This window comes from Roseivivax sp. CAU 1761 (assembly GCF_054482755.1).
Window position 1 is genome coordinate 20,747 of the sequence record NZ_JBTLRM010000040.1, and the last position, 15,243, is coordinate 35,989.

The 15,243-nt window shown below is 73.9% G+C and carries 15 protein-coding genes; 8 read left to right on the forward strand and 7 right to left on the reverse strand.

What is annotated here, in order from left to right:
* Positions 1-44: 44 nt before the first annotated feature.
* Positions 45-866: a methyltransferase domain-containing protein gene (locus ACXYMW_RS17710; RefSeq protein WP_459036664.1), complete on the reverse strand. Its 822-nt coding sequence runs from the start codon at positions 864-866 to the stop codon at positions 45-47.
* A 29-nt stretch (positions 867-895) separates the two neighbouring features.
* On the opposite strand from ACXYMW_RS17710, the gene ACXYMW_RS17715 reads away from it, so the two are divergent.
* The 6 genes from ACXYMW_RS17715 (at position 896) to ACXYMW_RS17740 (ending at position 6,385) form a co-directional block, all read left to right on the forward strand.
* The gene (locus tag ACXYMW_RS17715) at positions 896-1,624 is read left to right on the forward strand and encodes a double zinc ribbon domain-containing protein (RefSeq protein ID WP_459036665.1); all 729 of its coding nucleotides are present in this window, start codon (positions 896-898) and stop codon (positions 1,622-1,624) included.
* Positions 1,625-1,653: 29 nt separating this feature from the next.
* Positions 1,654-1,911 carry a glutaredoxin 3 gene (gene grxC / locus ACXYMW_RS17720; protein ID WP_459036666.1) on the forward strand — a complete coding sequence of 86 codons (258 nt, stop codon included), beginning with the start codon at positions 1,654-1,656 and terminating at the stop codon, positions 1,909-1,911.
* Positions 1,908-2,741 (forward strand): carbon-nitrogen hydrolase family protein, encoded by an 834-nt coding sequence (locus tag ACXYMW_RS17725; RefSeq protein WP_459036667.1) that lies wholly within the window; start codon positions 1,908-1,910, stop codon positions 2,739-2,741. The genes grxC and ACXYMW_RS17725 overlap by 4 nt, the downstream gene beginning before the upstream one ends.
* Position 2,742: 1 nt before the next feature.
* Positions 2,743-3,189, forward strand: a complete 447-nt coding sequence (locus tag ACXYMW_RS17730) for a MarR family winged helix-turn-helix transcriptional regulator (protein WP_459036668.1) — start codon at positions 2,743-2,745, stop codon at positions 3,187-3,189.
* Between the two features lie 264 nt (positions 3,190-3,453).
* Positions 3,454-4,938: an NAD-dependent succinate-semialdehyde dehydrogenase gene (locus tag ACXYMW_RS17735; protein WP_459036669.1), complete on the forward strand. Its 1,485-nt coding sequence runs from the start codon at positions 3,454-3,456 to the stop codon at positions 4,936-4,938.
* Positions 4,939-5,014: 76 nt separating this feature from the next.
* Positions 5,015-6,385, forward strand: coding sequence for an aminotransferase class III-fold pyridoxal phosphate-dependent enzyme (locus tag ACXYMW_RS17740; RefSeq protein ID WP_459036670.1), 1,371 nt, complete (start codon positions 5,015-5,017; stop codon positions 6,383-6,385).
* Between the two features lie 102 nt (positions 6,386-6,487).
* On the opposite strand, the gene glpK is transcribed toward ACXYMW_RS17740, so the two are convergent.
* The 6 genes from glpK to fliF form a co-directional block, all read right to left on the reverse strand.
* A complete protein-coding gene (glpK, locus tag ACXYMW_RS17745; RefSeq protein WP_459036671.1) occupies positions 6,488-7,975 on the reverse strand; it encodes a glycerol kinase GlpK in 1,488 nt (495 codons plus the stop codon).
* A gap of 28 nt (positions 7,976-8,003) precedes the next feature.
* Positions 8,004-9,596 carry a glycerol-3-phosphate dehydrogenase gene (gene glpD / locus ACXYMW_RS17750; protein WP_459036672.1) on the reverse strand — a complete coding sequence of 531 codons (1,593 nt, stop codon included), beginning with the start codon at positions 9,594-9,596 and terminating at the stop codon, positions 8,004-8,006.
* Positions 9,597-9,774: 178 nt separating this feature from the next.
* Positions 9,775-10,512 (reverse strand): flagellar type III secretion system pore protein FliP, encoded by a 738-nt coding sequence (gene fliP, locus ACXYMW_RS17755; protein WP_459036673.1) that lies wholly within the window; start codon positions 10,510-10,512, stop codon positions 9,775-9,777.
* 1,017 nt (positions 10,513-11,529) lie between these two features.
* Positions 11,530-11,778: a FliM/FliN family flagellar motor switch protein gene (locus tag ACXYMW_RS17760; RefSeq protein WP_459036679.1), complete on the reverse strand. Its 249-nt coding sequence runs from the start codon at positions 11,776-11,778 to the stop codon at positions 11,530-11,532.
* A gap of 157 nt (positions 11,779-11,935) precedes the next feature.
* Positions 11,936-12,550, reverse strand: a complete 615-nt coding sequence (locus tag ACXYMW_RS17765) for a FliH/SctL family protein (RefSeq protein ID WP_459036674.1) — start codon at positions 12,548-12,550, stop codon at positions 11,936-11,938.
* Positions 12,547-14,187, reverse strand: a complete 1,641-nt coding sequence (gene fliF, locus ACXYMW_RS17770) for a flagellar basal-body MS-ring/collar protein FliF (protein WP_459036675.1) — start codon at positions 14,185-14,187, stop codon at positions 12,547-12,549. The genes ACXYMW_RS17765 and fliF overlap by 4 nt, the downstream gene beginning before the upstream one ends.
* 117 nt (positions 14,188-14,304) lie before the next feature.
* Here fliF and ACXYMW_RS17775 point away from each other — a divergent pair, with 117 nt between their 5' ends.
* Both ACXYMW_RS17775 and ACXYMW_RS17780 read left to right on the forward strand, forming a co-directional pair.
* A complete protein-coding gene (locus tag ACXYMW_RS17775) occupies positions 14,305-14,850 on the forward strand; it encodes a flagellar basal body-associated FliL family protein (RefSeq protein WP_459036676.1) in 546 nt (181 codons plus the stop codon).
* 10 nt (positions 14,851-14,860) lie between these two features.
* The coding region (locus ACXYMW_RS17780; protein WP_459036677.1) for a hypothetical protein at positions 14,861-15,243 on the forward strand (383 nt) is incomplete at its 3' end.

Genomic DNA, 15,243 nt, shown 5'->3' on the forward strand with positions numbered 1-15,243 from the left:
ATCCTGTGCTGGGCGCGGGGGAGGTAAGGCCCCGGCGGGGCGGTTCAATCCTTGAGCGGCCGTTCGTCGGTGCGCAATGCGTCGGCAAGCCGCGCCGTGGCCGAGCCCGGCCGCAGCGGCTGCGGCTGGCCGGGATCGGGCGACCAGCCGGTCAGGGCGACGATCTCGAAGGTGGCGGGCACGCGGCCGTCCGGGGCGGCATGGGCGGCGGCGTAGATCTCGGCGGCGCGCAGCAGCACCCGGCGCCGGGTCGGACGGCGCAGCCGGCCGGCCAGCGCGTTGCCCTCGCCCATGGCGCGCAGGTCGCGCATCAGGTGCAGCGGGCTTTCGTAGGTGGCGACCAGCGTGTCGCTGTCGGCCACCGGCAGGGTCAGCCCGGCGCGTTGCAGGAGCGCGCCCAGATCGCGGATATCGGCCATCGGCAGGATGCGCGGGCTGAGCCCGCCGGTGACCTCGATCTCGGCCTCGGCGAGCGCGGCGCGCAGTTCGGTCAGGGTGCGGCCGCCGAAGGTCGCGGCGAGCAGCAGCCCGTCGGGGCGCAGGGCGCGGCGGCACTGGATGAGCTGGCCCACCGGGTCGTTGGCCCAGTGCAGCGCCAGCGCGTGCAGCACCAGGTCGTGCGCGCCGGGTTCGAGATCGAGGATCTCGGCATCGGGCACGATCCGGGCATTGGCCAGGCGGCCGTCCCAGACGGCGGGAAAGGGCGTGACGATGGCCGGCGCGGTGAACCGGCGGTTAACCAGTTCCAGCCGATCCTGCAGGTCGGCGGCGGCGATCTCGTGCAAAAACAGCTCCGGCGCGGCGCGCGCCCGGGCACGGTAGCGGTCGAGCGCCGGGCGGTCGACGATCTGGGGGATCTCGGTCATGGACGGGAAATAGGACGGTGGGGGCGCGCTTGCAAAGGGCGATCCGCCTGATCTACCCGCCGCTCTGCCTCGGCTGCGGGGCCGAGGTGACGACCGAGTTCGCGCTCTGCGGGCCCTGCTGGCGCGACGCCGATTTCATCGTCGGGGCGCTGTGCGATCTCTGCGGCGCGCCGCTGCCCGGAGCGGCAGAGGGCGGCGCGGCGGGCGCCAGGCTGCGCTGCGATGCCTGCCTGACCCTGCCGCGGCCCTGGGCGCGCGGGCGCGCGGCGCTGCTCTACCGCGGCACCGGACGGCGCCTGGTGCTCGGGCTCAAGCACGGCGACCGCGACGACGTGGCGCGCCCCGCGGGACGCTGGCTGGCCGCCGCGGCGGCGCCCCTGATCGCCGCCAAGACCCTCGCCGTGCCGGTGCCGCTGCACCCGCGCCGGCTGCTGCGGCGGCGCTACAACCAGTCGGCGCTGCTGGCCCGGGCGCTGGCCGAGCATGCCGGCTGCGGCCATTGCCCCGATGCCCTGGTCCGGCCGCGCGCCACGCCGCCGCTCGACGGGGCGGGGCGGGAGGCGCGCTTCGCGGCTTTGGCCGGCGCCATCGCCGCGCATCCGCGCCGCGGCGCTCGGCTGGCCGGGCGGCCGGTGCTGATCGTCGACGACGTGATGACCTCGGGGGCGACGCTTGCGGCGGCCGCAGAGGCGGCCCATGCCGCCGGCGCAGCCTCGGTCTGCGTCGCGGTGCTGGCGCGCGCCGCCAAGGACACCTAAATCACGGGGCAATGCCGAAAGGAGGCCCCATGCAACCGGTCGAAATCTACACCTCCCCGCTCTGCGGGTTCTGCCACGCCGCCAAGCGGCTGCTGAGCCAGAAGGGCGTGAGCTTCACCGAGATCGACGTCTACGCCGATCCCGAGCGCAAGCCCGAGATGATCCAGCGCGCCAACGGCGCCCGCACGGTGCCGCAGATCTTCGTGGGCGAGACCCATGTCGGCGGCTGCGACGAGCTCTATGCGCTGGACCGCGCGGGCAAGCTCGACCCGTTGCTGGCGGCGTGACCCGCGCCGCGCTGCTCCAGCTCACCGCCTCGGACGATCCCGAGGCCAATGCCCGCGACGTGGCCGCGCGGATCCGCGCCGCCGCCGCGGCGGGGGCCGGTTTCGTGCTGACGCCCGAGGTCAGCAACTGCCTGTCGGCGAGCCGCGACCACCAGCGCGCGGTGCTGGTGGACGAGGCCGCCGACCGCACGCTCGCGGCCTGCCGCGAGGAGGCCGCGCGGGCGGGCATCTGGGTGCTGGCGGGGTCGCTGGCGCTGAAGGCGGCGCCGCCCGAGACGCGCTTCGTCAACCGCTCCTTGCTGATCGGCCCCGACGGCGCCATCGCCGCGCGCTACGACAAGATGCACATGTTCGACGTGGCGGTGTCGGAGACCGAGACCTACCGCGAAAGCGCCGGCTACCGCCCCGGCGACCGCGCCGTGCTGGCCGAGACGCCGCTGGGCCGGATCGGGCTGACGATCTGCTACGACCTGCGCTTTCCGCATCTCTACCGCCGGCTGGCCCAGGCCGGGGCGGAGATCCTGACCGTGCCCTCGGCCTTCTCGCCCGGCACCGGGCCGCTGCACTGGGAGCCGCTGCTGCGCGCCCGCGCCATCGAATGCGGCGCCTACGTGCTGGCGCCGGCCCAGACCGGCCGCCACTCCGCCCGCGCCGGCCGCCGCCGCGAGACCTGGGGCCACACGCTTGCCATTTCGCCCTGGGGCGAGGTGCTGGGCGATGCCGGCACCGAGCCCGGCATGATCTGCGTCGAGATCGACCGCGCCGCGGTCGCCGAGGCGCGCCGCCGGGTGCCCTCGCTGACCCATGACCGCGCCTTCGAGGGGCCCTGACATGGCCGAGGACAAGGCGCTCGCCGTGGCCCTGGTCAGCGAGATCCTCGCCACCGACCAGCTGCTGCGCAACCGGCTCGGCCGGGCGCTGCCCGACCGCATGGAATTGTCGCATTTCTCGGTGCTGAACGCGCTGGCCCACGGCGAGGCCGAGAAGAGCCCGGCGCAGCTTGCCCGCGCCTTCCACGTGACGCGGGGCGCGATGACCAACACGCTGGCCCGGCTGGAGGCGGCGGGTTACGTGCATATCCGCCCCGACTGGGACGATGCGCGGCGCAAGATGGTGGCGATCAGCCCGGCCGGCCGCGCCGCGCGCGACGCCGCCATGGCCGCGGTGGCGCCCCTGGTCGACGCCATGGTGGGCGAGCTGGGCGGCGCAAGGGTGCGCGCCGCGCTGCCGGTGCTGCGCGACCTGCGTCTGGCGCTGGAGACCGACCGGAGCGAGTGAGCCGCCGCGCGCCCGCGCGCGGCGGCCCCGCCGGCGGCGACCCTGATCCTACACGGGACATGCTGAAATCCGCGCGGCGTCCGGGGGCGCCCGCCGCCCGGGTCGGGACGGGCGCCCGCCGGCGCGGGCGGGCGCGGCAGTCCGCATCCCCTGCCGGGGCGGCTCCGGGCAGTCGATTCCTCTGGCCGCGGGCGGCGCTTCAGCCCCATCCTCTGCTGCGCCGGGGGCAAAGTCGGGGCAGTCACCCTGTCGAGGACCGCGCCCATGACCTTGCACCGCACGCTTCCCAAATCCCCCCTGTCCGGGCTCGAGGATCCGCGCCTGGCGCGCTCCTTCTCCTATATCGGCGGCAAATGGGTGGGCGCCGCCGACGGCGCCGCCATCGCCGTCGCCAACCCCGCCGACGGCGACTGGCTGGGCGAGGTGGCGAGCCTGTCGGGCGCCGAATCCCGCGCCGCGGTGGACGCCGCCGACGCCGCCTTCCCGGCCTGGGCGGCGACGCTGCCGCAGGAGCGCGCGCGGCTGCTGCGGCGCTGGTACGAGCTGATGCACACCCACAAGGAGGACCTCGCCCGGATCATGGTGCTCGAGCAGGGCAAGCCCATCTCCGAGGCCCGCGGCGAGATCGATTACGCCGCCGATTTCATCGAGTTCTACGCCGAGGAGACGCGGCGGCCCAATATCGAGGGCGTGACCTCGCACCTGCCCGATGCCGAGGTCGAGCTGTGGCGCGAGCCGATGGGCGTGGCGGCGCTGATCACGCCGTGGAACTTCCCCTCGGCGATGCTCACCCGCAAGGCCGCCGCGGCGCTCGCCGCCGGCTGCACGGTGATCGCCCATCCCTCGGCCGAGACGCCGTTCTCGGCGCTGGCGCTGGCCGAGCTGGCGGAGCGCGCGGGCTTCCCGCCGGGGGTGTTCAACGTGGTCACCGGCGCGGCGCCCATCGTGGTCGAGCCCTGGACCCAGGATGCGCGCGTGCGCGTGCTGTCCTTCACCGGCTCGACCGAGGTCGGGCGGCTGCTCTACCGGCAATGCGCGGGCACCGTGAAGGCGCTGATCATGGAGCTGGGCGGGCATGCCCCGGTGATCGTCTTCAAGGGCGCCGATCTCGACAACGCGGTGGCCGAGACCATCAAGGCCAAGTTCGCCACCTCCGGGCAGGACTGCCTCGGCGCCAACCGGATCTTCGTCGAGCGGCCGATCTACGACGCCTTCGTCGCCCGCTTCGCCGCCGCCACCGAGGCGCTGAGCGTCGGCCCCGGCTTCGACGATCCCGATATCGGCCCCCTGATGAACGAGAAGGCGGTGGCCAAGCAGGAGGAGCACGTGGCCGACGCCTTGGCGAAGGGCGCCCGGCTGGTCACCGGCGGCGGCCGGCACGCCGCGGGCCGGCTCTTCTACACGCCCACGGTGCTGGCCGAGGTGCCCGAGGAGGCGCTGATCCTCCAGGAGGAGACCTTCGGCCCGGTGGCGGCGCTGATGCCCTTCGACACCGAGGAGGAGGTGGTGCGCCGGGCCAATGCCTCGGAATACGGGCTGGTGGCCTACCTGCACAGCCAGGATCCGCGGCGCATCTACCGGGTCAGCCGGGCGCTGCAATTCGGCATGGTGGCGGTCAACCGCACCAAGGTCACCGGCGCGCCGATCCCGTTTGGCGGCATGAAGCAGTCGGGGCTGGGGCGCGAGGGCGCCCGCCAGGGCCTCGAGGCCTTCACCGAGATCAAGTACGTCTGCCGCGACTGGGCCTGAGCCCCGGTGCCGCATGCGCGGGACGGCGCCCCAGGCGCCCCGCCGGACCGCAATTCAGAACGACGAAGGACACCGAATGCTGAAGAACGACATGCTGGAAAGCTGGGACCGCGAGAGCTTCTTCCACCCCTCGACCCACCTTGCCGAGTTCGCCCGCGGCAATGCCCCGCAGACCGTGGTGCAGGGCGGGCAGGGCTGCCACATCGAGACCCGCGACGGCCGCCGCCTGCTCGACGCCTTCGCCGGGCTCTATTGCGTCAATGCCGGCTACGGCCGCACCGAGATCGCCGACGCCATCGCCGCGCAGGCGCGCGAGCTGGCCTATTACCACGCCTATGTCGGCCACGGCACCGAGGCTTCGATCACCCTCGCCAAGATGATCCTCGACCGCGCCCCGGAGCACATGTCGAAGGTCTATTTCGGGCTCTCAGGCTCGGACGCCAACGAGACCAACATCAAGCTGGTCTGGTACTACAACAACATCCTCGGCCGCCCCGAGAAGAAGAAGATCATCTCGCGCTGGCGCGGCTATCACGGCTCCGGGCTGATGACCGGGTCGCTGACCGGGCTGCACCTGTTCCACCAGAAGTTCGACCTGCCGCTGGCGCAGGTGATCCACACCGAGGCGCCCTATTACTACCGCCGCGAGGACACGGCGCAGGACGAGGCGGCCTTCGTGCAGCATTGCGCCGACGCGCTCGAGGCGCTGATCGAACGCGAGGGCGCCGACAGCATCGCCGCCTTCATCGGCGAGCCGGTGCTGGGCACCGGCGGCATCGTGCCGCCGCCCGAGGGCTACTGGGCGGCGATCCAGCCGATCCTCGAGAAGCACGACATCCTGCTGATCGCCGACGAGGTGGTGACCGGCTTCGGGCGGCTGGGCTCGATGTGGGGCTCGGACCATTACGGCCTGAAGCCCGACCTGATGACCATCGCCAAGGGCCTGACCTCGGCCTATGCGCCGCTCTCGGGCTCCATCGTGTCCGACAGGATGTGGAAGGTGCTGGAGCGGGGCACTGACGAGAACGGCCCGATCGGGCATGGCTGGACCTATTCGGCGCATCCGATCGGCGCCGCCGCCGGGGTGGCCAATCTCGAGCTTATCGACAAGCTCGACCTGATCGGCAATTGCGCCCGCACCGGGGGCTATTTCAACCGCGTCATGGCCGAGGCGCTGGGCGGCCTCGCGCAGGTCGGCGAGGTCCGCGGCGAGGGCATGCTCTGCGCGGTGGAGTTCGTCGCCGACCGCGAGACGCGGCGCTTCTTCGACGCCGGCGAGAAGGTCGGGCCGCGGATCGCCGCGGCGCTGCTCGAGGAGGGGGTGATCGCCCGGGCGATGCCGCAGGGCGACATCTTGGGCTTCGCGCCGCCGTTCTGCCTGAGCGAGGCCGAGGCCGACGAGATCGCCGAGAAGACCGCGCGGGCGGCGCGCCGGGTGCTGGGCTGAGCGGCGTCCCGGGCGCCGCGGGCGCCCAGGACCCGGGCGGGGGCGCTGCCCCCGCACCCCCGGGGTATTTTCGCTCAGAATAAGGCGGGGGAGGGTCCGGGGTCAGAAGGCCTGGGCGGCGGCGACGGCGCGTTGCCAGGCGGCATATTTGCGGTCGCGCTCGGACGCCTCCATTGCCGGCTCGAAGCGGCGGTCGCGCTGCCACATCTCGCCGAAGCCCGCCATGTCGGGGTAGAGCCCGGCCTGCATGCCGGCCAGCCAGGCGGCGCCCATGGCGGTGGTCTCGAGCACGTCGGGGCGGTCGACCGGGGCGCCGATGATGTCGGCCAGGAACTGCATCGCCCAGTCCGAGGCGCTCATCCCGCCATCGACCCGCAGCGTCGGCGCGGCGCCGGGGTCGGTCCAGTCGGCATGCATCGCCTCGATCAGGTCGCGGGTCTGGTAGCCCACGCTTTCCAGCGCCGCGCGGGCGAACTCGGCGGGGCCGGAATTGCGCGTCAGCCCGAAGATCGCGCCGCGGCATTCGGCGTTCCAGTAGGGCGCGCCGAGCCCGGTGAAGGCCGGCACCAGCACCACCTCCTGGCGCGGATCGGCGGTCTCGGCCAGGGGCTGGGTCTCTCCCGCCTCGCGGATCAGCTTCAGCCCGTCGCGCAGCCATTGCACCACCGCGCCGGCGACGAAGATCGAGCCCTCGAGCGCGTAGGTCGGCCGGCCGTCGAGCTGGTAGGCGATGGTGGTGAGCAGGCGGTTCTCCGAGCGCACCGGCCGGTCGCCGGTGTTCAGGAGCGCGAAGCAGCCGGTACCGTAGGTCGATTTCAGCATGCCCGGCGCGAAACAGGCCTGGCCCACCGTCGCCGCCTGCTGGTCGCCGGCGACGCCGAGGATCGGGATCTCGCGGCCGAAGAGGTCGCTGCGGGTGGTGCCGAAGCTGGCGGCGCAGTCGCGCACCTCGGGCAGCATCGCGGCGGGGATGTCGAGCAGGTCGAGAATGTCCTCGGACCAGGCGCCCCGGTGGATGTCGTAGAGCATCGTCCGGCAGGCATTGGTGGCGTCGGTGACGTGGCTCCGGCCGCCGGTGAGCTTCCAGATCAGGAACGAATCGACGGTGCCGAAGAGCAGCTTGCCGTCGCGCGCCCGGTCCCGCGCGCCCGCGACCTCGTCGAGGATCCATTTCAGCTTGGAGCCCGAGAAATAGGGATCGAGCAGCAGGCCGGTGCGGGCGGTGACCAGCTCCTCGTGGCCGGCCTCGCGCAGGGCGGAGGTCATCTGCGAGGTGCGCCGGTCCTGCCAGACGATGGCGCGGTGCACCGGCTGGCCGGTCTCGCGGTCCCAGACCACCACCGTCTCGCGCTGGTTGGTGATGCCGATGGCGGCGATGTCGGCGGCGGCGATGCCGGCCTTCTCGATCACCCCGCGGCAGGTCGCGGCGACCGTGGTCCAGAGATCCGAGACCTCGTGCTCGACCCAGCCGGAGGCCGGGTAATGCTGCTGGAACTCCTCCTGCGCCGCCGCGACGATCTTCAGGCCCTCGTCGAAGAGGATCGCCCGGCTCGACGTGGTGCCCTGGTCGATGGCGAGAATGTAGCGCATCTGTCCTCCCTTGGATTGGCGCGGCCGCTCAGGCGGGGGCCGGGGTCCGGGCATCCTGCATCCAGGCCTCGATGGCGGCAATCTCGTCCGGGCCCATGCGGATGCCGAGCCGGGTCCGGCGGAACACCGCGTCCTCGGCGCTGCGGGCATATTCGCGCCGCACCAGCCAGCGCAGCTCGGCCTCGGTCAGGGTGTGGCCGAAATCGCGGCCGAGATCCCCGGCGCTGCGCGCCGGGCCGAGGATCTCCCAGCTCTCGGTGCCGTAATGGCGGATCAGCCGCTCGGCCCATTTCGGCCCCAGGAACGGGTAGTCGCGTTCCAGCTGGTCGATCTTGCCGCGGGTCTCCACGACCTTGAAATCGCCCCCCGGCAGGGTCACGCCGGCGGTCCAGGCGGCGCCCATGCCGGGCAGGAAGGGGGCGATCTTCTCCAGCGCGTGCTCGGCCAGGCGGCGGTAGGTGGTGATCTTGCCGCCGAAGATGTTGAGCACCGGCGCGCCGCCGGCATCGTCGATCTTCAGCGTGTAGTCGCGGGTCGCGGCGGTGGCGGACTGGGCGCCGTCGTCGTAGAGCGGCCGGACCCCGGAATAGGACCAGACGACGTCGTCGCGGGTCACCGGCTTGGCGAAATATTCCGAGGCGAAGCGCAGCAGGTAGTCGCGCTCCTCCGGGGTGCATTCGGGGCGGCGGTCGGGGTCGTCCTGTTCGCTGTCGGTGGTGCCGATCAGGGTGAAATCCTGCTCGTAGGGGATGGCGAAGATGATCCGCCCGTCGCTGCCCTGGAAGAAGTAGCACTTGTCGTGGTCGTAGAGCCGGCGGCAGACGATGTGGCTGCCGCGCACCAGCCGGACGGTTTCCGTGGAGTTCGAGCGCACCACGCCGTGGATCACCCGGCCGGCCCAGGGGCCGGCGGCGTTGACCAGGACCCGGGCCCGGATCTCGCGGCTCTCGCCGGTCTCGCGGTCCTCCAGCGTCACCCGCCAGTCGGTGCCGTCGCGCTCCGCCGTGGCGACCCGGGTGCGGGTCAGGATGGTGGCGCCGCGGGCCTCGGCGTCGCGGGCATTCAGCACCACGAGGCGCGAATCCTGCACCCAGCAATCGGAATATTCGTAGGCCTTGCGGAACCGGTCCTTGAGCGGCCGGCCCTCCGGGGCGCGGGCCAGGTCGACGGTGCGGGTGCCGGGCAGGATCTCGCGCCCGCCCAGGGTGTCGTACATCATCAGGCCGAGGCGGATCAGCCAGGACGGCCGGCGGCCCTTCATCCAGGGCATCACGGCGTTCAGCAGCCGCGAGGTCGGGGTGGTGTTCTCGAAGCGCATGTCGCGGTGGAAGGGCAGCACGAAGCGCATCGGCCACGAGATGTGCGGCATCGCCTTGAGCAGGGTCTCGCGCTCGATCAGGCTCTCGCGCACCAGGCGGACCTCGAAATATTCCAGGTAGCGCAGCCCGCCATGGAACAGCTTGGTAGAGGCCGAGGAGGTCGCCGAGGCGAGGTCGTTCATCTCGGCCAGGCCGACCGAGAGGCCGCGGCCGGCGGCGTCGCGGGCGATGCCGCAGCCGTTGATGCCGCCGCCGATGATGAACAGGTCGTAGGTCGCGGACGTGGCATTGTCCGTGGGCATGCGGATCTCCCGGTCTGGTCGGCACTGGGCGCCGCCTTAGAGGATAGGATGCGAGCGCAGAGGGCAAGCCGCAGGCCCCCGGGCCCCGGAATGCCCCGAACCGGACGCGGCGCACAAGCCTCTGGCGGAAAAAATGTTTGCGCTACCGGCAGACCCGTGCGCGAGGCCGGATTTGCGCTCAGAAATAGCTCCGCACCAGGGCCCCGGCGAGCAGCGACCAGCCGTCCGCGACCACGAAGAAGGCGAGCTTGAACGGCAGCGAGACGATCGCCGGCGGCACCATCATCATGCCCATCGCCATCAGCACCGCGGCCACGACGAGGTCGATGATCAGGAACGGCATGAAGATCAGGAAGCCGATCTGGAAGGCGCGGGCGACCTCGGAGAGCATGAAGCTCGGCACCAGGATCGACAGCGGCGCGGCGCGGGTGGGAGTGTCCGTGGCGCCCTCGGGGCGCAGATCGGCCAGCGCCGCGAAGGTCGCCGGGTCGGTGCGGGCGGCCATGAAGCCGCGGAACGGCTCGAGCGCCGCGGCCAGCGCCTCCTCGAGCGCCATGCGGTCCGCCATCAGCGGCTCGAGCCCGGCCGCGTAGGCGGCGAGGAAGACCGGCTCCATGACGAACCAGGTCAGGAACAACGCCAGGCTCACGATCAGCATGTTGGGCGGCGATTGCTGCAGCCCGACGGCCTGCCGCAGGATCGCCAGCACCGTCACCATGAAGGGAAAGCAGGTGATCATCACCGCGATGCCGGGGGCCAGGCTGAGCAGGGTGATCAGCGCGATCAGCTGCAGCGTGGTGCCGGTCAGCGATCCGCCCTCGCCGAGATCGAGGGTCAGCTCCTGCGCCGCGGCCGCCGCCGGGGCGAGCGCCGCCAGCACCGGCAGGCCGGCGGCCAGCCGCCGGAGCCGGCGCAAGCGGGCGGGCGGAGCGGTGTCCGGAACGGGTCGCACGGCCGGGGACGGGCGCGGGACGGGTCTGGTGACGGGGCGCGTCGGCGGGGCCGGCGGGGCGGTGGGGCCCGCGGGCGGGGATGGGCGCGCCGCCGGCGGGCCTGGGGCCGGCGCCGGGCGCGCGATGGCGCTTCCCGCGGATTTTGTCGTGGAGGACAGCCACATGGCCGGGCCGCGGGCGGGGCCCGTGGCCAGGGGCGAGGGCGAGACGGGCCGCGCGGGCAGGGATGGGCGCGCCGCCGGCGGGGTTGGGGCCGGCGACGGGCGCGCGAAGGAGCTTCCAGCGGATTCTGTCGTGGAGGACAGCCACATGGCCGGGCCGCGGGCGGGGCCCGTGGCCTGGGACGAGGGCGAGACGGGCCCCGCGGGCGGGGATGGGGGCGCCGCCGGCGGGCTTGGGGCCGGCAACAGCCGCGCGATGGCGCTTCCGGCGGATTCTGCCTTGGAGGCCAGGCACTTGGCGGGGTCGGCGGCGGGGCCCGCGGCCTCGGGCGAGGGCGCGACGGGGCGCGCCATCGGGGACGGCCGCTCGGCGGGAGCCGAGGCGGGAGTCTCGGCCGGGGACAGCCCCGCGGCGGGGCCCGAAGCGCGGAGTGAGGGACGGAAACGGCGGGAGGCCGGGGCCGAGACGGGGCTGGCGGCCGGGGACGGCCGCCGGCTGCGGGCCGAGACGGGGCTTGCGGGCGGGGAGGGGCGCCCCGTGGGGGCCGCGGCGAGGTCTTTGGCCGGGGACGGGCGCGCGGCCAGCGCTTGCGGGCGCCCGGGGGCGGGCCGCGGCACGGCGGGCGCGGCCCGCCCCAGCATGCGCCGTCCGCCGGGCGTGTGCCGCCCGGAGGCCGGGTGCCGTCCGCTGGCCGGGTGCCGCGCGCCGGGGGCAGCCTGAGGCGAAGGGCGCGGGGCGGCCCGGCGCCGATCCCCGGGGCGGGGCGCTGCGCGGCGCGGCGCGGCGAGGCCGGGCCGGGCCGGGCGGCGGCGCCATGTTCAGCCCGGCGCCTTCAGGTCGGCCATCTCGACCAGCCGCACCGCCAGCCGCGGCGGGCTGCCCTCGTCCTCCTGGACCTCCAGCATGCCGAGCCCGATCAGGCGGTCGCCGACATAGAGCTCGACGGGATCGTCGAGCTGGCGGTCGAGGGTCAGCACCGAGCCCGCATCGAGCGCCAGGAGTTCCCGGATCGGCGGCCGGGCGCGGCCCACCGAGACGGTGATCTCGATCGGCACCGAGGTCAGCAGGCTGGCCTCGCCGCGTCCGGCCCGGCCCGGCTGTCCCTGGCCCGGCTGTCCCTGGCCCGGCTGTCCCTGGCCCGGCTGTCCCTGACCGGGCTGCCCCCGGCCCGGCGGTTCCTGGCCGGCTGCGTCCTGTTGCGATGGCCCGGCTGCGGCGGCGGCGTCATCCATGCGCGCGATCTCCCTCGGTCTGGTGGCGGAAAGCGGTGACGGCGCGGCGCAGGCCGTCGGCGATCTCGGTCAGGTCGAGCCGGATCTCGCCCTCGGCCAGCCGCAGGTCGGCCTGGCCCTCGTTCAGCGTCGGATCGCTCCGGAGGCTGACCGGGAAGCCGAATTCCTGCGCCAGGTGCGGTTCGACCTGCGCCAGCTGCTCCGGCGCCACGGCGATCTCGACCGCGAAGCCGCCGCACTCCCCGGCCCGGGCCTCGAGCTCGGCCACCAGATGCGCGGCCAGCCCCTCTCCGAGGGAGGCGGGGACCAGCTTGTCGACGATCTCGGTGAGCAGCGGCGTCATGGCGCGCAGCACGTGGCTGTAGGCTTCGTGATAGGTGAAGGAGAGGTCGCGCAGGTTCTGCGCGAAGTCGCGGCCCATGCGCTCGCTTTCCTCGCCCTGGGCCTTGACCGCGTCGTCCCAGCCGGCGCGGTAGCCGTTCTCGAAGGCGCGGCCCTCGCGGGCCTCGACCTCGCTCTCGGCGACCGCCGCGGCGCCGGGGCCGGCGGCGGCCGGGCCGGCGGCGAGATCGGGGCCGAACTCCTCGAGCAGATCCGCCAGCCTCATCGCTCGGCCTCTTCGGGGGTGTCGAGCCAGGCGCGCAGGATCTCCACCGCCTCGTCCTTGCGGGTGTCGATCAGGCCGCGCAGCCGCTCCACCGGGTCCTCCTCGGCGTCGAGCGCGCCCGGGCCGAGGCCCTGGCCGCCGATCTCGCCGCCGATCTCGCTGCCGGCCGCCGGCAGGTCGGCGAAGCCGTCGCCGGCATCGACCTCGCCGGTCAGGGCGGGGGCGGTGGCGATCAGCGGCGCGGCCTGCGGCGCGTCGGCGGCCGGCGGCGCGGGCAGGGCGGGCGCCGCCGCCGCCCCGGTCAGCACCGGGCGGACCACGAAGAGCCCGAGCGCCAGCGCGACCGCCGCCAGCACGCCCATCTGGATCAGCGCCATCGGGTCGAGCGCCAGCGCCGCGAAGAGCCCGGCCGGGGCGGCCGCGCTGCCCAGCCCCTCGGGCCTGTCGAAGGGCAGCGAGCGGATGGTGATGGTGTCGCCGCGCGCCTCGTCGTAGCCCACCGCCGAGGCCACGAGGTCGCGCAGCGCCTGCTGCTCGGCGTCGGGCAGCGGCACGAAGCGTTCGCCGCCGGCGCCGTCCGGCTGCACCGCGCCGTTGACCAGCACCGCCACGGTGACCCGGCGCACCGCGCCGGCGGCGCGGGTGATCTCGCGCGTGGTCTCGGAAACCTCGAAGTTCAGCCGCTCGCGGGTCTCGTTCTCGGTGCTCTGCGAGCTGTCGCCGCCGCCGGCCTCGCCATCGGGCAGGTTGGAGGCCACGGTGACCCCGGCGCCGCCCTGATCCTGGGCCTGGCGGCTGCGTTCCTCGGTGTCCGAGGAGATCACCAGGCGGGTCTCGGGATCGAGCCGGCGTTCGCGGATCTGCTCGGATTCGGTGACCGTGTCGACGCTGACCTCGACCACCGCATTGCCCATGCCGACGCGGGCCTCGACCAGCCGCTGCACGCGGTCGCGCAACGCCTCGGCGCGGACCTCGGCGGTGGCCGCGGCGCCGGCATCGTCGTCGCCGCCGAGCAGCCCGGCGCGGCTGTCGATCACCGAGACCTCGCCCGGCGCGAGGCCCGGCACCGCGGCGGCCACCAGATGCCGGATGGCCCGCGCCTGGCGGGCATCCACCGCGCCGCCGGTGCCGCTGACCGAGACCGAGGCGGTGGGCGCGGCGCCGCGATGGAACGGGTTGGCGCTGCTCATGGCGATGTGGACGCGGGCGGCGCCGATCTGCGGCGCGGCCAGGATGGTGCGGGCCAGCTCGCCCTCCTTGGCGCGCCAATAGGCGGCGTCGAACATCTGCGAGGTGGTGCCGAAGCCCGACAGCCCGTCGAGCAGCTCGTAGCCCTGGCCGCCGCTTTCCGGCAGGCCCTCGCCCGCCAGGGTGAGGCGCAGGGCGTCGCGCTGCGCGGCCGGCACGAAGATGGCGTTGCCGCGGATCTCGTAGGCCATGCCGCGGGATTCCAGCGCCGTCACCACCTCGCCCGCGGCGGGCGCCTCGAGACCGGCATAGAGCAGCGCCATGCTGGGCGTGGTGGCGAGCCGGGTGAGGCCCAGGACGGCGGCGAACATCAGCACCGCGGCAGCGCCCGCGACCACCCGGCGGCGCAGCGGCAGCGCGCTCCAGAACCCCAGCGCTTGGTTCACCATGATCCTCCGATTCCCGCACCGATTTCTTCGGCCGGTCCAGATTGGCGGCCCCGGCTTAAGAATCGGTTAGCCCCTTGCGGCTAGGAAAGGTCTGCGCATCACGGAGAGACCGATTGCATGAGCGATGCCGCTGACGGATCCGCCCAAGGCCCGCCGCCCAAGGCCTCGAAACTGCCGCTGCTGCTCGGACTGGTGCTGGCGCTGGCCGGCGGCGGCGGCGGGTTCTTCGCGGTCGGGGCCGGGCTGATGCCGGGGCTCGGCGCCGCGCCGCCGGAGCCGGCGGACGACAGCGCGGGGGCCGAGGACGGGGACGGCGCCGCGGCGCCGGGCCCCGGCGCCCAGGGTGACGCGGCGGCGTCCGAGCCCGGGGCCTTCGTGGAGCTGCCGCCGCTGGTGATCTCGATCGGGCAGGGCGGCGGCGCCACGCATCTGCGCTTCACCGCGGCGCTCGAGGTGCCGCCGGCCCATGCCAAGGAGGTGGCGCGGCTGCAGCCGCGGGTGATCGACGCGATGAACGGCTATCTCCGGGCGCTCGATGCGGCCGATTTCGAGGCGCCCGACGCGCTCATCATGATCCGCGCGCAGCTCACGCGGCGGGTCGAGCTGGTGCTCGGCCGGGACCGGCTGCGCGACCTTCTGGTGCTGCAATTCGTGCTCAGCTGACGGAGCGAGGATGGAACTGATCGCCGATATCCTTCTGGTCACCGGCGCGCTCGGCGCGGGCTTCTATTGCTTCGTGCTGGCGCGCCGGCTGACCCGGTTCACCGACCTCGAATCCGGCATGGGCGGGGCGGTGGCGGTGCTGTCGGCGCAGGTCGACGACCTGACCCGCACGCTCGGCGCGGCGCAGGCGGCGGCGGGCAGCCAGACCGGCGCGCTCGAGGCGGTGACGGCGCGGGCAGAGGCCACCGCCCAGCGCCTCGAGCTGCTGGTCGCCTCGCTGCACGACCTCGAGGCGCCGGCTCCGCAGCCGCCGTCCCGGGCGCAGCCGGGGCAGCCGATGCGGGCGCCGCAGCCGCCGGCCCCGGGGCCCGCGGCGCGGGCCGAGAAGGCCGA

What these genes read in the sequence shown, in the direction of transcription:
- ACXYMW_RS17710 (WP_459036664.1), bottom strand. Translation starts at nt 866, where the DNA reads ATGACCGAGATCCCCCAGATCGTCGACCGCCCGGCGCTCGACCGCTAC.
- grxC (WP_459036666.1), top strand. Translation starts at nt 1,654, where the DNA reads ATGCAACCGGTCGAAATCTACACCTCCCCGCTCTGCGGGTTCTGCCAC.
- ACXYMW_RS17730 (WP_459036668.1), top strand. Translation starts at nt 2,743, where the DNA reads ATGGCCGAGGACAAGGCGCTCGCCGTGGCCCTGGTCAGCGAGATCCTC.
- ACXYMW_RS17735 (WP_459036669.1), top strand. Translation starts at nt 3,454, where the DNA reads ATGACCTTGCACCGCACGCTTCCCAAATCCCCCCTGTCCGGGCTCGAG.
- ACXYMW_RS17740 (WP_459036670.1), top strand. Translation starts at nt 5,015, where the DNA reads ATGCTGAAGAACGACATGCTGGAAAGCTGGGACCGCGAGAGCTTCTTC.
- glpK (WP_459036671.1), bottom strand. Translation starts at nt 7,975, where the DNA reads ATGCGCTACATTCTCGCCATCGACCAGGGCACCACGTCGAGCCGGGCG.
- glpD (WP_459036672.1), bottom strand. Translation starts at nt 9,596, where the DNA reads ATGCCCACGGACAATGCCACGTCCGCGACCTACGACCTGTTCATCATC.
- ACXYMW_RS17765 (WP_459036674.1), bottom strand. Translation starts at nt 12,550, where the DNA reads ATGAGGCTGGCGGATCTGCTCGAGGAGTTCGGCCCCGATCTCGCCGCC.
- fliF (WP_459036675.1), bottom strand. Translation starts at nt 14,187, where the DNA reads ATGGTGAACCAAGCGCTGGGGTTCTGGAGCGCGCTGCCGCTGCGCCGC.
- ACXYMW_RS17775 (WP_459036676.1), top strand. Translation starts at nt 14,305, where the DNA reads ATGAGCGATGCCGCTGACGGATCCGCCCAAGGCCCGCCGCCCAAGGCC.